The sequence below is a fragment of the Comamonas sp. DB36 genome, from assembly GCF_057914905.1.
Genome location: NZ_CP196631.1, coordinates 2,590,223 through 2,605,356 on the forward strand (window position 1 = coordinate 2,590,223; position 15,134 = coordinate 2,605,356).

The 15,134-nt window shown below is 67.1% G+C and carries 18 protein-coding genes; 6 read left to right on the forward strand and 12 right to left on the reverse strand.

The features are described 5' to 3' along the window. The first annotated feature begins 185 nt into the window (after nucleotides 1-185). Complete coding sequence (mqo, locus tag ACSVDO_RS11920; protein ID WP_489592301.1) at nucleotides 186-1,877, forward strand: malate dehydrogenase (quinone); 1,692 nt, start codon at nucleotides 186-188, stop codon at nucleotides 1,875-1,877. Between the two features lie 72 nt (nucleotides 1,878-1,949). Here the strand turns inward: mqo and ACSVDO_RS11925 are convergent, their stop codons facing one another. Beyond that, a complete protein-coding gene (locus ACSVDO_RS11925; RefSeq protein ID WP_489592303.1) occupies nucleotides 1,950-2,840 on the reverse strand; it encodes a LysR family transcriptional regulator in 891 nt (296 codons plus the stop codon). Between the two features lie 98 nt (nucleotides 2,841-2,938). On the opposite strand from ACSVDO_RS11925, the gene cuyB reads away from it, so the two are divergent. The 4 genes from cuyB (at nucleotide 2,939) to ACSVDO_RS11945 (ending at nucleotide 4,967) form a co-directional block, all read left to right on the forward strand. Further along, a complete protein-coding gene (cuyB, locus tag ACSVDO_RS11930; RefSeq protein WP_489592305.1) occupies nucleotides 2,939-3,730 on the forward strand; it encodes a cysteate racemase in 792 nt (263 codons plus the stop codon). Between the two features lie 215 nt (nucleotides 3,731-3,945). Continuing rightward, nucleotides 3,946-4,119, forward strand: coding sequence for an ETC complex I subunit (locus ACSVDO_RS11935; RefSeq protein WP_332536647.1), 174 nt, complete (start codon nucleotides 3,946-3,948; stop codon nucleotides 4,117-4,119). A gap of 95 nt (nucleotides 4,120-4,214) precedes the next feature. Beyond that, complete coding sequence (locus tag ACSVDO_RS11940) at nucleotides 4,215-4,385, forward strand: hypothetical protein (RefSeq protein WP_332536645.1); 171 nt, start codon at nucleotides 4,215-4,217, stop codon at nucleotides 4,383-4,385. Nucleotides 4,386-4,508: 123 nt separating this feature from the next. Then, the gene (locus ACSVDO_RS11945) at nucleotides 4,509-4,967 is read left to right on the forward strand and encodes a nucleoside deaminase (RefSeq protein ID WP_489592308.1); all 459 of its coding nucleotides are present in this window, start codon (nucleotides 4,509-4,511) and stop codon (nucleotides 4,965-4,967) included. 9 nt (nucleotides 4,968-4,976) lie between these two features. Here the strand turns inward: ACSVDO_RS11945 and ACSVDO_RS11950 are convergent, their stop codons facing one another. The 6 genes from ACSVDO_RS11950 to mltG all read right to left on the reverse strand — a co-directional run bounded on the left by ACSVDO_RS11950 (nucleotide 4,977) and on the right by mltG (nucleotide 9,714). Continuing rightward, the gene (locus tag ACSVDO_RS11950; RefSeq protein WP_489592310.1) at nucleotides 4,977-5,681 is read right to left on the reverse strand and encodes an ankyrin repeat domain-containing protein; all 705 of its coding nucleotides are present in this window, start codon (nucleotides 5,679-5,681) and stop codon (nucleotides 4,977-4,979) included. After that, nucleotides 5,678-6,484, reverse strand: a complete 807-nt coding sequence (locus ACSVDO_RS11955; protein WP_332536639.1) for a TatD family hydrolase — start codon at nucleotides 6,482-6,484, stop codon at nucleotides 5,678-5,680. The genes ACSVDO_RS11950 and ACSVDO_RS11955 overlap by 4 nt, the downstream gene beginning before the upstream one ends. A 164-nt stretch (nucleotides 6,485-6,648) precedes the next feature. Further along, nucleotides 6,649-7,008: a PilZ domain-containing protein gene (locus ACSVDO_RS11960; RefSeq protein WP_332536637.1), complete on the reverse strand. Its 360-nt coding sequence runs from the start codon at nucleotides 7,006-7,008 to the stop codon at nucleotides 6,649-6,651. Between the two features lie 43 nt (nucleotides 7,009-7,051). Next, nucleotides 7,052-8,062 (reverse strand): DNA polymerase III subunit delta', encoded by a 1,011-nt coding sequence (locus ACSVDO_RS11965; RefSeq protein ID WP_489592312.1) that lies wholly within the window; start codon nucleotides 8,060-8,062, stop codon nucleotides 7,052-7,054. Next, on the reverse strand, nucleotides 8,059-8,730 hold the full coding sequence (gene tmk, locus ACSVDO_RS11970) for a dTMP kinase (RefSeq protein ID WP_489592313.1): 672 nt from the start codon (nucleotides 8,728-8,730) through the stop codon (nucleotides 8,059-8,061). Before tmk ends, ACSVDO_RS11965 begins: the two co-directional genes overlap by 4 nt. Before the next feature lie 30 nt (nucleotides 8,731-8,760). After that, complete coding sequence (mltG, locus tag ACSVDO_RS11975) at nucleotides 8,761-9,714, reverse strand: endolytic transglycosylase MltG (protein WP_489592315.1); 954 nt, start codon at nucleotides 9,712-9,714, stop codon at nucleotides 8,761-8,763. An 84-nt stretch (nucleotides 9,715-9,798) separates the two neighbouring features. On the opposite strand from mltG, the gene ygfZ reads away from it, so the two are divergent. Beyond that, entirely contained in the window at nucleotides 9,799-10,716 is a 918-nt protein-coding gene (gene ygfZ / locus ACSVDO_RS11980; RefSeq protein ID WP_332536630.1) for a CAF17-like 4Fe-4S cluster assembly/insertion protein YgfZ, read from the forward strand. 22 nt (nucleotides 10,717-10,738) lie between these two features. On the opposite strand, the gene ACSVDO_RS11985 is transcribed toward ygfZ, so the two are convergent. The 5 genes from ACSVDO_RS11985 to ACSVDO_RS12005 form a co-directional block, all read right to left on the reverse strand. After that, entirely contained in the window at nucleotides 10,739-11,398 is a 660-nt protein-coding gene (locus tag ACSVDO_RS11985; RefSeq protein ID WP_489592317.1) for an ankyrin repeat domain-containing protein, read from the reverse strand. A gap of 34 nt (nucleotides 11,399-11,432) precedes the next feature. Further along, a complete protein-coding gene (locus tag ACSVDO_RS11990; protein ID WP_489596392.1) occupies nucleotides 11,433-12,290 on the reverse strand; it encodes a YbgC/FadM family acyl-CoA thioesterase in 858 nt (285 codons plus the stop codon). 5 nt (nucleotides 12,291-12,295) lie between these two features. Beyond that, nucleotides 12,296-13,225 carry an alpha/beta hydrolase gene (locus ACSVDO_RS11995; protein ID WP_489596393.1) on the reverse strand — a complete coding sequence of 310 codons (930 nt, stop codon included), beginning with the start codon at nucleotides 13,223-13,225 and terminating at the stop codon, nucleotides 12,296-12,298. A 215-nt stretch (nucleotides 13,226-13,440) separates the two neighbouring features. Then, a complete protein-coding gene (locus tag ACSVDO_RS12000) occupies nucleotides 13,441-14,346 on the reverse strand; it encodes a hypothetical protein (RefSeq protein ID WP_489592319.1) in 906 nt (301 codons plus the stop codon). Between the two features lie 244 nt (nucleotides 14,347-14,590). After that, nucleotides 14,591-15,097 (reverse strand): hypothetical protein, encoded by a 507-nt coding sequence (locus tag ACSVDO_RS12005; protein ID WP_489592320.1) that lies wholly within the window; start codon nucleotides 15,095-15,097, stop codon nucleotides 14,591-14,593. Nucleotides 15,098-15,134 lie beyond the last annotated feature (37 nt).

Below are 15,134 nucleotides of genomic sequence, written 5' to 3' on the forward strand. Positions count from 1 at the left end.
CGTCAGGCGCGCACCCCCCTCGACACGGTGATCCGCTGAAGCGGTGACCCGGCTGCGAAGCAAGTGAATGCGGCCGGCACCGCGTTCCTGTCGATCACTGATCGCCAGCGATACGGTACGGGTGCCAAGCCATGCGCCGCTTTCTTTCCATTCCAACCGATTCGTCCAAGAGACGGAGTATTCTCATGCGGAAATTCAAAATATGGGGGCCTAGCCTGCTGGCCCTTCTGGCACTTGCGGGTGTCCTGTTCCTCTACTGGCCGCTTCATCAGCGGTCCGTGCCTGCGGCCGAAAACGACAAGCCCGTGGACGTGGTGCTGGTCGGCGGCGGCATCATGAGCATCACGCTGGCCACCTACCTGCAGGAGCTGCAGCCCGAGCTGAACGTGCAGCTGTTCGAGCGCCTCGACGGCGTCGCGCTGGAAAGCTCCAATGGCTGGAACAACGCTGGCACCGGTCACTCGGCCTTCGCCGAGCTGAACTACACGCCCGAGCTGCCCGACGGCTCCATCGAGACCAAGCGCGCGGTCGGCATCGCCGAGCAGTTCGAAGTCTCGCGCCAGTTCTGGTCGCACCAGGTCAAGCTGGGCCGCCTGCCCCAGCCCTCGGACTTCATCAATGCGACGCCGCACATGAGCTTTGTCTGGGGCGAAGACCGCATCGAATACCTGCGCAAGCGCCACGCGGCGCTGGTCAAGAACCCGATGTTCTACGGCATGCAGTTCACCACCGACGCCCAGCAGATCAAGCAGTGGGCGCCGCTGGTCATGGAAGGGCGCGACCCCGGCCAGAAGGTGGCGGCCACCTATATGCCTCTGGGCACGGACGTCAACTTCGGTGTGATCACCAACCAGCTGACGCGTGGCCTGCAAAGCAACCCGAACTTCAAGCTGCAGGTGCAGCATGAAGTCACGGCGCTGCGCCAGGGTGACGACAAGATCTGGAACGTCACCGTCAAGGATCTCAAGAACGGCCAGGAACGCACCGTCAAGTCGCGCTTTGTCTTCATCGGCGCGGGCGGCGCCGCGCTCAAGCTGCTGCAGATGTCGGGCATTCCCGAAGCCAAGAACTACGCCGGCTTCCCGGTCGGCGGCCAGTTCCTGGCGTTCAAGGCACCGGCCGTGGCCGAGCGCCACAAGGTCAAGGTCTACGGCATGGCCGAGACCGGTTCGCCGCCGATGTCGGTGCCGCACATCGACTCGCGCAAGCTCGACGACAAGCCCGTGGTGCTGTTCGGCCCGTTCGCGCTGTTCAGCACGAAGTTCCTCAAGGAAGGTTCGTGGTTCGACCTGTACTCCTCGGTCAACCACAACAACGTGGCCGGGATGCTCAAGGTCGGCAGCGAGAACCTGGACCTGGTGAAGTATCTGCTGCAGCAGGCCGAGCTGAGCGATGCCGATCGCCACGCCGAGCTGGTCAAGTACTACCCCAACGCCAAGCGCGAGGACTGGGAGCTGGTCACCGCCGGCCAGCGCGTGCAGATCATCAAGAACGATCCGGAAAAGGGCCCTCTGCTGCAGTTCGGCACCGAGATCGTGACCGACCAGAACAAGACCATCGCCGCGTTGCTGGGCGCCTCGCCGGGCGCATCGACCGCGCCGCCCATCATGCTGAACCTGCTGGCCCAGGCTTTCCCCAAGGAAATGGAAGCCGGCTGGAAGGAAAAGCTCAAGGAGATCGTGCCGTCGTACGGCCGCAAGATCAACGACAGCGCGGCGCTGACCAATGAGATCCGCGCCATGACGGGCAAGGCACTGAACCTGCCTTACCTCGAAGTGCCCGTCGCGGCGCCAGTGGCTGACCAGGCTGCGCCCGCCGCGCCTGCTGCCGCGCCGGCTCCTGCGCGCAATGCCAATACGGAAATGCAGGCCCTGTAAGAAAGCCGCTTCCAAGACGCCCGATGCCGCCCATCGGGCGTTTTGCATTGGGGCCCCGGTCTCGCCTGGCGTTCAGGCGCTGGCGATCGCCGCGCGCAACGCCGCGATGAAGTCGTCGACCGGGCGCTGGGAAATGTCGCCGCGCGGCATCAGCGCGCGCACTTCGATGGGAATTTCCGGCGTCACGGTGCGCATGTGCAATTCGGCCACCTGGCTGGCCTGGGCCGTGAACGAGTCGATGATTGCCGGCCCGAAGCCCTGCTCGGCGAGGACCATCGCAATGTGATGCGTCTGCACCGACATGCCGCCCACAGGCGGCCCGCCCATGCGCGAGAACTGATCCGCGAGCATGGCGCCCAGCGGATCGCGCTCATCGATGCGGATGAAAGGCTCGCGCATCAGGTCCTCGAGCGCGACCGTGCTGCGCCGGTCGTCGCCCTTCTTGCCCACGCGCGACACGCACACCAGCCGGCCCGTGGCGATATGCGCCTCGTTCAAGCCCGCATGCATGACACTGCCATAGACGATGCCCACATCGCCTTCCTGCAGTGCAATCGCGCGTGCAATCTCGTTCGAGTGCAGGGTGCGCACCGATATCGCGATCTTGGGGTGGCGCTGGCGAAACAGGCCCAGCGCATCCGGCAGCGCCCGGATCGCGAGCGAAGGAACGATGAGAATGCGCAAGCCCCGGCTCGAATCGCCCTCCCCCAAGGCCTGAGCGAGCCGCTTGACGCTTTCGAGCTGCGTCATGAGCTTTTGCACTTCCACATACAGCGCATGCGCTTCGCGCGTGGGCACGAGGCGGCGCCGCTGGCGCGTGAAGAGCTGGTAGCCCAGCTGCAGCTCCGCGAGCTGCAGGCTCTGCGTCGCGGCGGGCTGGGTCACATGCAGCAGCTTGGCCGCGCCGCTCACGGTGCCGGTCAGCATCAATGCATTGAACACTTCGATGTGCTTGAGCCGCATTCCGGCCTCCTTTTCGTCGGAGCGGAATATTAGCCGGGCTTATGAACTGCGGCGCGATTGCTATGACATGGCCCCTGTGGGTTGCCTAGGATTGCGGCATGCAGATTCGCCGCTCAAAATCTCTGAAAACCGCCTTGCGCCGCCGCTTTCACGCCAAGGCTCCCCTGAACGCCCATCCCGGCGCATTGCCCGGGCTGATCGGCGTGCTCGGCGGCATGGGCCCGCTGGCGACCGTGGACTTCATGCACAAGCTGGTCCAGGCCACGCCCGCGACGCGGGACCAGGACCATGCGCCCGCGCTGGTCAGCTCCATTCCGCAGATTCCTGACCGCACCCAGGCGTTTCAGGGCAAGGGCGAGTCGCCCCTGCCCGCCCTGGTCGCCTGCGCGCAGCGGCTGGAGGCCGCAGGCGCGGCAGTGATCGTGATTCCCTGCAACACGGCCCACCTGTGGTTCGACGCTATCCAGGCCAAGATCGCCATTCCCATGCTGCACATCGTTGACGCGACACTGCAGATGGCTTGGGCCGGCACGGGCGCCGCCCCGCGCCTGGGCTTGTTGGCAACCGAAGCGACCATGGCGTCAGGCATTTACACGCGCCGCGCGCATGGCACAGCGGTGGAGTGGCTGCTGCCCGGCGCCGGCGAAATCCGCGACTGGGTCACGCCGGGCATTGCCGCCGTGAAGGCGGGCAGGCTCGATGCAGGCCGGGCGCTGCTGCTGCAGGCGGCCCAGGCGCTGCAGCAGCGCGGTGCGGCGGCCGTGGTGCTGGGCTGCACCGAGATTCCCGTGGTGCTCGATGACGCGAACTGCCCGCTGCCCACCATCGATGCGACGGCGGCGCTGGCGCGACGCGCCGTCGATTGGTCGCGGCACATGCGCAGCCGCTAGCGGGCGCGCGAGCCCACGCGGCGCGCAGCGGCCCGTTGCATGCCGGCCCGCACTGCCGCATGCTAAGAGCCGCTAACACAACCCTTGCTGCGTCGTTGCGTCGCCTTGTCGTGCTACTTGCACTGCCTGCGGCACCGCGCCTAGCAGCAACCGCAAATCTTCGATTTGCTGGGTCGTGTTAGCGGCTCTAAGCACCACAGCCAAGGAGCGCGCAAATGACACCCACCGAATCGTTCAACACCGAGGAAGAGGCCCATGCCTATGCGGAACAGGCGGGATGGACCAATTACCGGGTCGTCGCCGAGCCCGGACCGCTTTCGCAGAGCATGCCGCTGGGCGGCCAGGAAGGCATTCCCGCAATCCGCTTCCTCATCGAGCGCCTGGACTAGATGGATGGGCCGGTGGGAATCGGGGCAGCGCTCCTACAACGGCCAGTGCCGTCTTGCGCCACGCTGGGAACACCTCAACGTACAGGACCGCCCCCATGAACAAGCAGCCAGCATCGCTTCCAGAGGACGAGGACATGGACCCCGTGGGCAAGCCCTACCCCGAACAGGAGCCGCTCACGCCCGACGACGCCAAGCCGGCCGACGGCGATGACCCGCCCCACCCGCCCTTCTCGCCGAGCAACGAGCCGGATATCGCACCCGATTGAAAGCCGCTGCGGCGGCCCGCGCTCAGGCGCGCCGTTGCAACCGACATGTTGCAGAAAATGGGGGGCGTTCACCTTAATATTTGCGCAATATCTCTATATTGGCCCACTGAAGGATACCGCCCCATGACGAACGACAACCAATATCTGCAGCAGGCCATCGCCCTGGCGCGCGCCAACATAGCCCAGGGCGGACGCCCTTTTGGCGCGGTCGTGGTGCGTGACGGCGCGGTCATCGCCACCGGCGTCAACGAAATCCGTGCCACCAACGACCCCACAGCCCATGCCGAACTGACGGCGCTGCGCGCCGCGAGCCGCCAACTCGGCTCACCCGACCTGAGCGGCTGCAGCGTCTATGCAAGCGGCCATCCTTGCCCCATGTGCCTGGCCGCAATGCGCATGGCGGGCGTGCGCAAGGTCGCCTATGCCTACTCCAACGAAGACGGCGCGCCGTTCGGGCTGTCTACGGCAGCGATCTACGAGGACCTTGCCAAGCCATTTGCCCAGCAGTCCATGGAGATCTGCCATCTGCGCATTCCGGGCCAGCCCGACCTGTACGCCGAATGGGCGCAGGCGGCCTGCTGACCCGGCCCCTCACCAGCCCGGTCGGCGCGCCGGTTGTGCGGCGCTGGGCTGGCGCTTTTGCGCCTGGGTCAGCGTATCGACCAGATAGTCGCGCGAAGCCTGGCGCGCGAAATCGACCGCGGTCCAGCCGCGCTGGTTCTTGGCGCGCGGATCGGCGCCGTATTTGAGCAGCTGGGCGACCACGTCTTCCGAGCTGTACTGCGCGGCCATCATCAGCGGCGTCGTGCCGTTGGGCGATGGGGCATCGACCTGCGCGCCCTTGCGCACCAGCAACTGCACGATGGCCAGGCTGTCGGGCAGCGCGGCCGAAGCCGCATAGTGCAAGGCGGTCCAGCCGTCCTTGTTCACTGCCGCGCCGCGCTCGAGCAGCTTGTTCACCAGCGCCAGGTGGCCCTTGATCGCGGCCATCATCAGCGCGCTTTCACCCTGGGCACTGACGTCATCGAGGCGTATTCCCGGCAGCTGCACCAGCACCTCGAACACGCGCAGCGAGTCGCGGTGCAGCGCCGCGACCATGCCGGGACGGCCGCGCGAATCCTTGGTGTTCGGATCGGCGCCACGGAAGATCAGATCGACCATGGCCTTGGGGTTGTCCTGGATCAGCGCACGTTCGAAATCGACGGCCGCGTCGGCCTGGGCCAGGCCGGCGAGACCCAGAGCGCCGATGGCGCCCGCGGATTGCAGCCAATGGCGGCGGGTATGCAGTCTGGTCATGAAACCACTCCCTTGAACAAGGCGTCGAAGTTGGCGCTGGTCAGCGCTGCGATGTCCTCGACCGGCATGCCGCGCACGGCCGCGATCTGCTTGGCGACATAAGGCACATAGGCCGGGCTGTTGGTCTTGCCGCGGTAGGGCATGGGCGCGAGATAGGGGCTGTCGGTCTCGATCAACATGCGGTCCAGCGGGACAAAGGCCGCGACATCGCGCAGGTATTGCGCGTTCTTGAATGTCACGATGCCCGAAAACGAGATGTAGTACCCGAGGTCGAGCGCGGCGCGCGCGACTTCGGCGGTTTCGGTGAAGCAGTGCAGCACGCCGCCGGCCTGGTCCGCCGAGCCGTCCTCGCCCTCTTCGCGCAGTATGCCCAGCGTGTCGTCGGACGCGCTGCGCGTATGGATCACCAGCGGCTTGTGGCAGGCACGCGCGGCGCGGATATGCACGCGAAAGCGCTCACGCTGCCATTCGAGGTCGGCAATCGTGCGCCCGCCCTTGCGGTCTTCCATGCCGTAGTAATCGAGGCCGGTTTCACCGATGGCCACCACGCGCGGCAGCGCGGCGCGCTCGAGCAGGTCCTGCACGCCGGGCTCGGTCATGTCTTCGGTATCGGGGTGCACGCCCACGGTGCACCAGAAGTTGTCGTAGCCCGTGGCCAGCGCGTGCACGTCAGGGAACTCCTCCATGGTCGTGCAGATGCACAGCGCGCGGTCCACCTGGGCCTGGGCCATCGCGGCACGGATTTCCGGCAGGTTCTGCGCGAGCGCGGGATAGTTCAGGTGGCAGTGGGAATCGGTAAACATCAAATACTCTCAAAACAAAAATGCCGATCCCGACTGCAGCGCATGCGCGCTGCCTGCGGATCGGCATGCAGCCGCGGGAATGCGCGCTGCCAGGGATCGTCTGCATAAATCGAGCGGTCAGTGTGCGCAGATGCACACGGCGCGATGATTTGTGCAGAGGTTCCCTAGACCGTTTGCGTGGCCTTGTCCCAGGCCAGTGCGCCGCCGAGGATCTGTTCGATCTTGGCCTTGAGCTGGCTCGACTTCTCGTCCTGGGGAAACTGTATGCCTATGCCCTGGGTGCGGTTGCCCGCAGCACGCGCAGGCGTGACCCAGGCGACCTTGCCGGCGATAGGATAGCGCTGCGTGTCTTCGGGCAACGTCAGCAGCACGTAGACATCGTCGCCCAGCCGGTACTCGCGCGGCGTGGGCACGAAAATGCCCCCGCTGGCGAACATGGGGATATAGGCGGCGTACAGGGCAGCCTTTTCCTTGATGGCCAACTGCATGACGCTGGGACGCGGCGTGGGAGGAATCTGGCTCATGGCAATGGTGGGAGGAAAGGAAGGAGCCGCACGACGCAGGCCCTCATGGCCTGGAGTTTAGGACGCTTCGGCCCCGCGCGACAAGCGCCTCGAGCATCAGGCCCGCATTGAAGGGGTGTTCCGCGGTGCGCAGCGCGGCCGTGAGCTCCTTGCTCCAGGCCGCGAGCAGCGCCAGCGGTGCGGGCACGGGCAGGTCGGCCGGCGCGAAATAGCGCGGCGCCGCGCCGCTGGCGCGCGCGAGTTGGTCATGGCAGATCTTCTGCAGCACGGCGATCACCTGCGCCGGCGCGAGATCGGCAAACGCCGACACATCGCCCTGGGACAGTGCGCGCGGCATATGCGTCCAGGCCTGGGCCGGCTTGCCGCTGCGCGCCAGCGCCAGCGCGTCTTCGGGTCGCCCGCCCGAGGCCTTGAGAAACGCCTGGGCAGCTACGGGCTCCAGACCCTGGGCCTGGAGCCAGGCCAGCATTTCGGCTTCACCGGGCCAGGACATGGTGTGGATAAGGCAGCGGCTGCGAATGGTGGGCAGCAGCTGGTGGGCCGACTCGCTGGCCAGCACGAAGCGCACATCGCCCGGTGGCTCCTCCAAGGTCTTGAGCAAGGCGTTGGACGTGATCGCGTTCATCTGCTCGGCCGGATAGACCAGCACCGCCTTGCCGCGCCCGCGCGCGCTGGTGCGCTGGGTGAACTCGACGGCGTCGCGCATGGCATCCACACGGATTTCCCGGCTGGGCTTGCGCTTCTTGTCGTCGATATCGGCCTGGGCCTTTTCCGCCAGCGGCCAGCCCAGCGCGAGCATATGGGTTTCGGGCATCAGCACGCACAGGTCGGCATGGGCGCGCACGTCGATCGCGTGGCAGCTGCGGCACTGGCCGCAGGCCTGGCCGTCGGCGACCGCCTCGCACAGCCAGGCGCGAACCATTTCCAATCCCAAGGCGTATTGACCCAGGCCCGACGGCCCCTGCAGCAGCCAGGCATGGCCGCGCTGGGCCAGCAGCGCCTGGCGCTGGGCGGCGATCCAGGGCGCGACCGCGGGGCGCTCTACGGCGCTCATGGCAGGTCCTGGTCGGCAGGCGCAGGCAACCAGCCGCGGCCCACAAACGTGGCCTGCAGCTGGCGCCACACCAGCGCGCGCTCGTGGTTGGAATCTATGCGCGCAAAGCGCTGCGGCGCGGCCGCGGCGCGGTCGGCATAGCCCTGTGCAACGCGGCGGAAGAACTCGAGCGGCTGGGCTTCGAAACGATCGGGAACGCGCGCATGCGCCAGGCGGGCGGCCGCGACTTCGGGCGGCAGGTCGAACCAGACCGTGAGATCGGGTTCGCGCAATTGTGCGGGGTCGGGAGCGACGCCGGTCTGCACCAGGCGCTCGAGTTGGGCCAGCGGCGCCAGATCAAAGCCCCGGCCCGCGCCCTGGTAGGCGAACGTTGCGTCGGTGAAGCGGTCGCACAGCACCACGTCGCCGCGCGCCAGCGCGGGCTCTATCACCTGCACCAGGTGGTCGCGCCGGCCCGCGAACACCAGCAGCGCTTCGGTCAGCGGATCCATCGCGTCGCCCAGCAGCAGCACGCGCAGTTTCTCGGCCAGCGGCGTGCCGCCGGGCTCGCGCGTGAGCACCACGCGCCGGCCCTGGGCGGTGAAGGCCGCAGCCAGGCCGCTGATGTGCGAGGACTTGCCCGCGCCATCAATGCCTTCGAATGAAATAAACAGGCCGTTCTGGCTCATCTCAAAATCCTCAATGCGGCGGACGCTGGTTCAGCGTCCGCGCTGGTAACGGTTCACAGCTCTATTGTGCTCGTCGAGCGAAGCACTGAAGTGGCTGCTGCCATCGCCCTTGGCGACAAAATACAGCGCCGGCGTGGTCGCGGGCTGGACGGCAGCCATCATCGACGCCTTGCCGGGCATGGCAATCGGCGTCGGCGGCAGGCCGTTGCGCGTATAGGTATTCCACGGCGTGTCGGCGCGCAGATGGCTGCGGCGCAGATTGCCGTCGAACGCTTCGCCCAGACCATAGATGACCGTGGGGTCGGTCTGCAGCGGCATGCCTATGCGCAGGCGGTTGATGAACACGCCTGAAATCTGCGCGCGGTCGCTGGCGCGCCCGGTTTCCTTCTCGACAATGCTGGCCAGCACCAGCGCGTCTTCGGGCGAACGCAGCGGCAGGTCCGCGGAGCGCATTTCCCAGACCTGCTGCAGGCGCCGGTCCATCGCATGCACCGCGCGGCGCAGCACGGCAATGTCGCTGCTGCCCTTGGCATAGGTATAGGTGTCAGGGAAGAAGCGGCCTTCGGGCGCGACGCCGGGCTTGTCGAGTGCGGCCATCAGCGCTTCGTCGCTCAAGGCTGCGCTGTCCTGGCGCAGGAATTCCTCGCGCGCCAAAGCCGCGCGCACCTGGCGCCAGTTCCAGCCTTCGACCAGCGTCAGCGCGCGCAGCGACTCCTCGCCGCGCGCGAGCTTCTGCAGCAGCTGGTAGGGCGAGGTGCCCGCGGGAATCTCGTAATTGCCGGCCTTGATCAGCCGGTCCTTGCCCGACAGGCGAAACCAGGCGTAAAGCAGCCGGGCATCGGTCTGCACGCCGGCCTTGACCACGTCGCGCGCCACGCCGCGCGGCGTCGTGCCCGGTTCGATCTCGAGCTCGAGCGAAGGCGCGCCCTGCGCCAGCGGCTGCAGCAGCCACCAGGCGGCCGCGCCCGCGGCAACGAGCGCCATCAACACCAGAAAAAGCAGTCCTTGGAAGAATCTACGCACAACCTTTACCGCCCCATGAAAGTGAGCGGGCATCATAATTCACACATGACCCAGTCCTTTCATGGCATTGCCCCCATTTCCCACCTCGGCGTGATTCGCGTGCAAGGCGAAGACGCCGCCAGCTTTCTGCACAACCAGCTGACGCAGGACTTCGCGCTGCTGGACCTGCAGCATGCGCGCCTGGCCGCATTCCTGTCGGCCAAGGGTCGTATGCAGGCCAGTTTCATCGGTTTCAAGCGCAGCGCCACCGAAGTGCTGCTGATCTGCAGCCAGGATCTGCTCGCGACCACGCTCAAGCGCCTGTCGATGTTCGTCATGCGCGCCAAGGCCAAACTCAGCGACGCCACGGCCGAATTCACGCTGTACGGCCTGATCGGCGACGCCGTCGCCGCGGCTGCGGGCCAGGGCCAGGCCGCGCCCTGGGACAAGCAGGACCTGGGCGAAGCGCATCTGGTCCACCTCTATCCCGCCGCCGGCCAGCCGCGTGCGCTGTGGATCGCCCCCGTGGGCACGCCCGCGCCCCAGGCCGCCGCGCTGGCCGCCGATATCTGGCTGTGGAGCGAAGTACAAAGCGGCGTGGCCACGCTCACGGCGCCGCTGTTCGAGCTGTTCGTGCCGCAGATGCTCAACTACGAATCGCTGGGCGGCGTGAACTTCAAGAAAGGCTGCTACCCCGGCCAGGAAATCGTCGCGCGCAGCCAGTTCCGCGGCACGCTCAAGCGCCGCGCCTATATCGTCCAGTCCGAGACCGCGCTGCAAGTCGGCATGGAAGTGTTCGCCGCCAGCGACGCCGAGCAGCCCACGGGCACGGTGGTGCAGGCCGCGCCCGCGCCCGGCGGCGGCTGGCTGGCCCTGGTATCGATGCAGATTGCGTCGGCCGAAGAGGCATTGCACGCCGGCAGCGCCGGTGGACCGGCATTGGCCGTCCAGCCCCTGCCCTACGTGCTGCTCGACGATATCTGAGGCCAGCGCCGGCGTAGGTCCCTCAGCGCGCTCCCGCGGCGCGCAGAATGCTTTCGGTTTCGGCATGGCCGCGCCGGATCGCATGCTGCAGCGGCGTGACGCCCTCGTTGTCCGCGAGCTGCACGTTCGCGCCCGCGTCGACCAGGGCCTGCACGATCTGCTGGTGGCGCGGACCGCCGTCGCTCAGGATGATGGCTTCGAGCAGCGCCGTCCAGCCCAGCCGGTTCACATGGTCGACCGCCACGCCCGCTTGGATCAGTCGGCGCACGGTGTCGACATGGCCGCGCTCGCTCGCCGGAATCAGCGCGGTTCCGCCGAACCGGTTGGTGCTGCGCAGATCGGCGCCCTGGGCCAGCGTCATCGTCAGGATCTCGAGATGTCCGCGCGCGCCCGCATAGAGATAAGGGCTGTCCTGGATGCTGTCCTTGGCGTTCACATCGGCGCCCGCGCCTATCAGCACGCGCGCCGCCTGCACATGGTTGCCATGCGTGGCGACCAGCAAGGGCGTGCGGCCCTGGGCATCGCGCGCGTCGATGGCCGCGCCCTGGCCCAGCAATTGCGAGATGGCGTGCGCATCGCCCCGCGCCGCGGCCTGGTGCAGCGGCGTAGAAACCGCCACCTGCGCCACGGCCTGGGCCTGGGGCAGCGCCAGGGCAGCACTCAAAGCCAGTAGATTGCGCATGGGGGATTCCAGTTGAAGTGATGCGCGGCGCGCGTCAGAAAACGCGCACCATGGTGATGTGCTCTATGCCGGCCTCTTCGTAGGGCTCGCCCTGCACCCTGAAGCCCGCGCGCAGATAGAAGCCTTCAGCGCTGCGCTGCGCGTGCAATTGCACTTCGCGGTCGCCGCGTGCCTGCGAAGCCGCAACCAGCGCGTCCAGTACCTGGCGGCCCAGACGGCTGCCGCGCAGGTCGCGGTCCACGGCCAGGCGGCCTATGCGGCCCACGCCCGGCGCTTCGGTGATCAGCCGCCCCGTGGCCACGGCCTGCTCCAGGCGGTTGTAGACCACGACATGGCGCGCCGCTTCATCGCGGCCGTCGACTTCGAGCGCGACATCGATCTGCTGCTCGCGCACGAACACGTCGGTGCGCAGGCGCAGCGCCTCGCGGCCCAGCAGATTCCAGTCGCCCGAGCGCAGTTCTGTGAACGCGCGCCCGGCTTCGAAATCATCGATCAGCGAGCGCAGCGCGGCCGGCACGGGCTGGGATTTCTGCGTCGCGGGGTCGGCAAACACATAGACCAGCTCCACGCTGCTGAGCAGCCCCGTGCCGCTGAAGATGCCGATCTCGAAGCGCATAGACGAATTGCCGATGGCGGCGCAGCGCACGCCCACGTCGAGCACATCGCCATAGCGCGCCGACGCGTGGTATTCGACCGTGGCCTTCTTCACATACAGTTCACCGCCCAATCGCGCGAAGCCGCTCTCGTAAGGCAAGGCCAAGGCGCGCCAGTACTCGCTGATCGCCGTGTCGGCATACATCATGTAATGTGCATTGAAGACGATTTTTTGCGCGTCCACTTCAGCCCAGCGCACCCGCAGGCGATGAAAACAGCGAAACGATTCCCGGTGCAGCATGTTCAGTTCTCCAGTCCAAAAGCCAGGCGCAGCGCGCGCGCGCAGTCCGCATGGGCCTGGCGCGCTTGGGGGATAGCGCGGCCCATCTTGATGAATTCGTGGGTCACGCCGCGGTAGATTTCAAGGTCCACGGCCTCGCCCGCAGCGCGCAGCCGGTCGGCATAGGCCACGCCCTCGTCGACCAAGGGATCGCATTCGGCCAGGCACACGAAAGCCGGCGCCACGCCTTCGAGGTCGTGGGCGTTGAGCGGCGCGAAACGCCAGTCGTCACGGTCAGCGGGGCTGCGCACGTAGTTGCCGAAGAACCAGGTGATGCTGGCCTCCTCGAGCACCATGCCATGCGCGAAACGGCGGTGGGAGTCGGTGTCCTGGTGGGCGGTCGTGCCAGGGTAAATCAGCAACTGCAAGGCCAGCGCGAGGCCCGCATCGCGCGCCAATATCGCATTCACTGCGGCCAGCGTGCCGCCCGCGCTGTCGCCACCGACCGCCAGGCGCGCAGGATCTGCGCCCAGCGTCCGGGCGTTCAGTGCCAGCCATTGCAAGGCATCCCAGGCATCGTTGCTGGCCGTGGGAAAGCGGTGTTCGGGTGCGAGCCGGTAGTCGAGCGAAACCACCATGCAGCCCGCCTGGCGTGCGAGTTCGCGGCACAGCACGTCGTGCGTTTCCACGCTGCCGATGGTGAAGCCGCCGCCATGCAGGTACAGCAGCACGGGCAGCGGGCCCGACTCGGCCGGTGCGGGCGCATAGAGCCGCGCGGGCATCGGGTGGCCGTCGCGCGCCGGTATCTGCAATTCATCGACCCGCGCCAGCGCGGGCTTGGGGATTTCGAGCACGCCCGAGCCCGCGGCATAGGCGGCACGCGCGGCTTCGGGCGACAGGCTGTGCAAGGGCGGGCGCCCTGCCCGCTCCATGCGGCGGATCACGTCGCGCATCTGCGCGGTCAACAAATTATGAGAAGCATTCACGGTAAACAGGGCACGCTGCTGCAAGCCTTCAGGCAACACCAGCCGAAGGCAGGCACAGCAGATCGTGCAAACAAGGAACAAGCCGACACCGGCAGACGCCATCATGCCGCAAGCTGCGCCCCATCCGCGTCTCGATGGGCACTGCGCTGCCGGCGGGCAGCTGTCGCCTGCGCGTCCCGCCGTCAATCGCAATGCTGCTGGAAATTCACCGCCACCGGGCTGGAGCTGTCATGGCCGAGCACCACGGCCACGCCCTCGTAGCGGCAAAAGCCTTGCCCCGAAGGCTTGGCGGGCGGCACGCCCAGGGTGGACCAACGCATGGGAAACGGCCCAGGGCCTTGCCCCTGGAACCGCGACTCGTGCGGAAACTGGGGCCAGCGCTGCCCAGCCTGCGGGAACGGATAGGATTGCACGAACTGCGCTTCGCCCGGGTACTGCGGCCAGCGCACATCAGCGGAATAGTCCACCTGCGGCAAAGGCTTTGGCTTGGGTACGCGCGCGATGTCGCGCGAGACAGCGGCGTCCCGGCCCGAATAGAACCCCGAAGACACCCGCGCGCGGTAGCGGGCAACGGCGCCCGCTGCCGTGTGAGGTTTGCCCATGGTGGCAAAGGCGTGCTGCTGCGTCGCTACGGCGACCCTGAAGCCAGAACTGTGATGCCAGGCGGCGAGGCCGCTGCAATCCACCCCCAACTCCAATGGGCGGTGCAATTCAGGCGCAGTGATGCCGTCCAAGGAAATCTGCTCGACACTGATGCCCAGCCGAAATGCAATTTCCTTGAGCATCGCTTTCTTGAGCAGCAAAGGATCGGAAGGTGCCAGCGAGCAGGCCATGCAGCATGCCGGGGCCGTGAAGGCGGCACTCCCCAGCAGGGCCAGCACCAGCGGTTTCATTGAAATTTGCACGCCATTCTCCTTGCAAAAAGCGTCGCCTGGGCCGCCGCGACGGCAGCGGCTGAAATGAACGACAACGAGGCGGGCGTCACAAATGCCCATCAACGCCGCCACAGCTTCATGGATGCAGGTGCTCAGGAGTGCCGCTGCGTCGGGCGGCAAACGGCCGATGGCCGCGGTGGACTCCGTGGACAACCGCTGCGATATCGGCGGCGAACCCGGGTCCGCACGCCAAGTCTTTCGCGGCGAAAGCCTGCGCTAGGGTGAAGAGCGCCCAGTTCCGCACCCGGCGGAAACCGCAGGCGCAGCGGCGGCGGGGAAATGGCGCGGGCCGGAGAATGCGCAGGGCGGCGGCGCCCAGCCTGTGCGCGATCTGCTTGCGCGTCAGGTGCGTGATCCGATCCGGTTCGGCGCAAGAGCGCGGACACGCAGGCAGTGCTCAACGGCAGCGGCGCTCGAAGTTCACGGACACCGGGCTGGAATAGCCATAGCCCAGCACGACCACCGCGCCTTCATAAACGCATTGGCGGCCCTGACCGGGCCACGGACGGGGTCCGCCGCCCGGCGGCCAGCCCGGTCGGGGGCCGCCGTCGGGCCCGGTGCCGGGCCAGGGTCCGGGTCCGGGTCCGGCTCCGGGCTCCGGACCGGGACCAGGGCCCTGGCGTCCTGGCTGCCGGATGCGGAAGCCCGCTGAATGATGATAGGCCCCGAGCCCGCTGCAATCGGCGCCAAGCCCCAGCGGCGTGATCAACCGGGGCTCGGTGATGGCATCGAATGGAATCTGTTGAGGCCGCATGCCCAGCCGGTGGGCAATCTCATTGGCCATGAGCTGCTTGATCCTCACCGGATTCGCCGGCGCGAGCGTGCAGGCCATGCCGGACACCGACGCCAATGCGGCGACGGCCCCCACCAGCGCCGTTGCGAGATGGCTGATCTTGGGTTGCATAAATGTTCTCCTTGCAGATAAAACACGTCTCTTCCCG